We start from the raw sequence: 4,580 nt of genomic DNA on the forward strand, positions 1-4,580 counted from the left end.
GCGAAGAAAAAATAATTTTTTTCGACAGATATATAAAAAGGGCATCCATCATTGGAATGCCCTTTTTGTTTTAAATGATTTTATACCTTTGTGCTATGAATTTTCTTATCGTAGGTCTTGGAAATATAGGCAGCGAATATGCTGACACCCGACACAATATAGGTTTCATGGTTGCGGATGAGCTAGCCCGTCAGGCCGGCACAACTTGGTCATTGCTGCGCCACGCTTACTATACCGAATTCAAGTTGCGTGGACACAACGTATATGTCATCAAACCTACGACCTACATGAACCTCAGCGGCAAGGCCGTTAATTATTGGATGCAACAGTTGAAAGTTCCTCTATCGAACGTGCTGGTCATCGTGGATGATCTAGCTATACCCTTTGGCTCCCTGCGCATCAAACCTAAAGGATCGGCAGCCGGACATAACGGACTGAAATCCATCGAAGCACTTTGTGGCGGCCAGAACTACCCACGCCTACGCTTTGGGATAGGAAACAACTACCCTAAAGGCAGACAAGTAGAATATGTATTGGGCCCTTTCGATAAAGAAGAACAACAACAGCTACCCTCTCTTATCGAACATGCCGTCAAGATGGTGCATTCTTTTGTAAGCATAGGTATAGAGCTGACCATGACCAACCTCAATACTAAATAAGTCCGACACACTTCTAAACCTTGTATATTACAAGGTTTTTTCTGTTTAAGCCAAAAGCTAAGACTCAAGCAGATGAGCTAAAACAGAAGGCACTATCGCCTTTATTGATTCAACAGAAGTATCGAAAAATGGGGTAGCCCACATCTCTCTACGACAATACGCCTGTTTTCTTCAAAGAGCCGAAATAGCAGAAGAGCCATTCTATGATGGCTCTTCTGCTATTAAACATACCTCAGTGCAGACTAACACCTGTCAGCACTGCTCGTTGTGTACCCCCGCTAGGCTTGATGGTTTCTTTACCGTTGACAAGCATACCACTTGAACCACCTCCATCGAGGTTTAAGGCGTCCACACACCCCAAAGCTTTCATGACATTGGCCACATCCAGAGTAGTAAGCCCAGCTACACCAGGCGTGACATTTCGACCTTCACAGACAAAGAGCACCATCTTTTTGTCAGCACGTATGCCGATAGCTGTTCGCGGCTGGTTAGAGGTGGAAGATACGTCCAACATCTCCTCGACATAAGTGTTTTTCACATCGCCATCTTTCAGAAGTACGCCCACGCCTCCTATCGCTGTTTTAGCGTTCAGCACGGTAGCTGTCTCCGGAAAAGTAGCATTGGGAACTTGTAACGGTGCTTTGTTAATATCGTTAGGTGCTGGTTTATTGTAGCTATAATTCACCTTATCGCTCGTAAAATAGGTCCAAGACACCTTGAATGAATTATCCTGCATTTGCGAGAAGGCCCCTAAAGTAGGATACCACATTGTCACCCAATCTTTAGAATAATAATTTTGGTTAGGAGCCAGCAATACCCCATTTCTCACCACAAGATTTTGTGAAAAATAAAAGGCATTGGCATAATAGAACAATCCGGCGTTAATGATAATAGGACGGTTGTTCTTTTCATAAAATTGGGTAAGAGTATTTACCGACTTACCTCCATAGCCTCCTGCGGTGGCATCATAACCTATATCGCCAAGAACATCAAAAGTAGCTTTCGTCATATCTGCCACAGCGATATAAGCTATAGCCTGTTTATTCTGTAAGGTAGATGGAGATTTATAGACAGATATATAATTTGGCAATTTTCCGAAGGTATCTCCAACATTGGTCCACCCCAATTTTACTATATCTTCATTTTTCTCTCTGTCATCGGCAGGATCTTCTATACCCCATTGCGGTGGTACGTTGAGTTTCTTCCTTACACGCTACAGTAGAAGAAATAACCACAGCGAGAAGAAGTTTTGTCCAGAATCTAATCATACTCATAAAATTTAAGTAATACTATTAATTAGATGATTTGCGCTAGGTAGTCTAATCCCTCAAGCCTTTCTTCAATTCATCCCACCAACCATAATTAATGATATGTACGATATCGAAGACCATGGAACCTTGCGATTTTTTACGACACATCCTGAGTGCTTTTACAAATTGCTCCGGATGCCCCTTATATTGTTCCACATATAGGCCGGCATAGACGGGAGCAACCCCATTTACGACTCTATTTACAAGGTCGGCAGATCCTTCTACGGTATACCAGTCTTCTTTCTTTACGACAAGACCGGATTCCAAGGTTTTCTCCTGACTATCGTCCTGTTTGGCAATTTCGGCTTTCTCTACCTCAAAATAATAGTTACCGGTAGTGAAGAGGTCCAAAGCTTCTGCATAGCCATAATTTTTATATTCAGGGGTTGCCCAATCAAATTCCTGACTTGGATCGTAATCTTTGCTAGCAAAGTTTACTCCTACATCGAAATACAAAGGATACCAAGAACCGGTATAATCGCCGAAAATCAGATCTGGATTTATCGCCTTCAACGCCTCCCTTGCTGTATAGATAAAGTCATGGATGATACTTGCCCTCCACTCTAGCCAGGTCTTATACCATTTCCCTTCAATACGCTTATTTCCCTCGAAGTAGAAAATATCTTCAGGAAATCTTTCTAAACGTTGACCTATGTACTTTTCAAAAGCCTCTTTGCTTGCTGCTGAAAAGTCAGCGTTTAGGTTATCAAAGCGTACCCTGTCCAAGATAAGACCATCCAACTTAGGATAAAGACTCACCAGCTCCTTCAGGATAGACAGTTCATAGTCTCTTACTTCCTGTAAGACAGGATTTAGCATAGCAGAATACTTGCTTTTCTGTTCAGTGATGGGTTTAAATCCTTCCGGTAAATAGGAAAGTGTCTGCCACTGCGCTTTTGTAGTATCTTCATAAACCACACCTCTGTCGAAGAAGTTGTGTCCTGCCACAAATACGTTAGTAGAAGCATGCACTTTCAATCCCAGACGATGTCCTTCTTCGATAAAGTAGGATAGCATATCCCATGAAAGATCCTTCTTTACACCGGACTGCCCCCACGATATCATTACAGGAGCAATCTTACTTGGATACAGTACCTCTCCCGTAATAGGTTTTACATCTACCACAACATCGGTGATACCGGCCTCTTTGGACTTTTCTAGATAAAAAGTGATAGAATCTTTAGAACAAAAACGATCGAAGTTGGCTGTCGCGTCAAACCAAAGAATATTTCTATGAACGAAATATTTGCTCTTATCGTGCTGCGAAGTCGCCTGCTGGCAGCCTGTAAACAGCAATGCCAGCAGAAATATAGCGTTTAAAAATTTCATTTTACTGATTTTTAACTCCCTCTTTTATTGCATCAAAAAGCTCCTGTTTCAGATAGTTATATTGTGGAGCATACATGTGCACTACGTCAAAAAGCATGATACCGCCCGACGTGCGGGAAAGAATATATTTTATGGCTCTGGAAATCTCGGATTTGCTTGCATAGTTTACGTTGCCCACATCCAAACTTCCATAAATAGGTTTTTTATTTTTGGTGATGTATTCAATACCATTAAGAGACCCTTCAATGCTCCACCAATGGTACTTCATACTTGCTGTCGCCGGATTTTCGGACAACATAATCTGCGTAAAATAATTGCCTGTCATTAACAAGTCCAGTTCTTCTAGGTATCCCGTCTCACCATATCCGGGGTATGCCCAATCGAAACGCACATTAAAATCCTGAAATGGATCGTATTCCTTGCTTGCCCAGTTCACCCCTACTTGATAGTAAGTGGTATACCAAGCACCTACATAGACACCAAAACTTACATTGGACTTCACTGATTTTACCGCAGCCCTAGCTTTCTTGATAAAATCTTGGATAACACTTGCTCTAAACACAAGCCATTGCTTGTAATATTTTCCTGTCGTGGCAGGAAGAAGCTGTCCTGATGACTCTCTCCAAGAGGAGACAATATCTGTAGGGAAATTCATCGAGCTTGCTTGAGTATCATTGTATTTTGTTCTTAAGAACTCGATAAATTTAGTTTTTGAGAAGTCGGAAAAGTCTGCATTGATATCGGTATAGCGGCAGTAATCCAGAATAATACCATCCATATCGAACTTACCGACCATCTCTTTAAGAAGGTTTAATACACGTTCCTGTACTTCCGGATGTGCCGGATTCACGAAGACGCTCTTGCCAGTAGTGGAAATGCGTCCCAATGTTCCTTGCGTATCTTTTACGACAATAGACTCATATTTTTCCTTAAATTCCGGATTATCCCATACATATCCTACACCTCCTGTGTTTCCTTCCACGAAAGTAACTATGGAAAGGTAGGTTTTCATTTTTCTTTTTTTAGCCTCACTGATGAGGAATTCTACATAGTCAGCAGGCTTGGTCTTTCCATCGTAGGAAGTCCATTCTTTAGTATATGCACTGTTATACATGGTATAGCCTGAGGAAGGCTTTACATCTATTACCAAGCCTGTCACGCCACAGTCTTCCAGCCTATCCAGAATATTGACGATTTCGGTTTTGCTGCTGAACTTTCCGTACGTTCCGAAAACGTTAGATCTAGCATCCACCCAAACTACGACATTTCTTCCTGGCGTTAT

Annotated in this window: 4 protein-coding genes; 1 reads left to right on the forward strand and 3 read right to left on the reverse strand. The window is 41.9% G+C overall.

The window, feature by feature from the left end; all coding sequences use genetic code 11:
• Positions 1 to 95: 95 nt before the first annotated feature.
• The gene (gene pth / locus SD31_RS10635; RefSeq protein ID WP_039054102.1) at positions 96 to 659 is read left to right on the forward strand and encodes an aminoacyl-tRNA hydrolase; all 564 of its coding nucleotides are present in this window, start codon (positions 96 to 98) and stop codon (positions 657 to 659) included.
• Positions 660 to 891: 232 nt separating this feature from the next.
• Here pth and SD31_RS10640 read toward each other — a convergent pair whose 3' ends face one another.
• From SD31_RS10640 to SD31_RS10650, 3 genes are all read right to left on the reverse strand, one after another.
• Positions 892 to 1,749 (reverse strand): phosphodiester glycosidase family protein, encoded by an 858-nt coding sequence (locus tag SD31_RS10640; protein ID WP_231561474.1) that lies wholly within the window; start codon positions 1,747 to 1,749, stop codon positions 892 to 894.
• Between the two features lie 229 nt (positions 1,750 to 1,978).
• A complete protein-coding gene (locus SD31_RS10645) occupies positions 1,979 to 3,298 on the reverse strand; it encodes an alpha amylase family protein (RefSeq protein ID WP_039054103.1) in 1,320 nt (439 codons plus the stop codon).
• 1 nt (position 3,299) lies between these two features.
• Positions 3,300 to 4,580, reverse strand: a 1,281-nt coding sequence (locus tag SD31_RS10650; RefSeq protein WP_156138319.1) for a family 10 glycosylhydrolase, incomplete at its 5' end; no start/stop codon positions are given.

It is taken from the genome of Sphingobacterium sp. T2 (genome assembly GCF_000814685.1).
GTDB lineage: Bacteria > Bacteroidota > Bacteroidia > Sphingobacteriales > Sphingobacteriaceae > Sphingobacterium > Sphingobacterium thermophilum.

What these genes read in the sequence shown, in the direction of transcription:
- pth (WP_039054102.1), top strand. Translation starts at nt 96, where the DNA reads ATGAATTTTCTTATCGTAGGTCTTGGAAATATAGGCAGCGAATATGCT.
- SD31_RS10645 (WP_039054103.1), bottom strand. Translation starts at nt 3,298, where the DNA reads ATGAAATTTTTAAACGCTATATTTCTGCTGGCATTGCTGTTTACAGGC.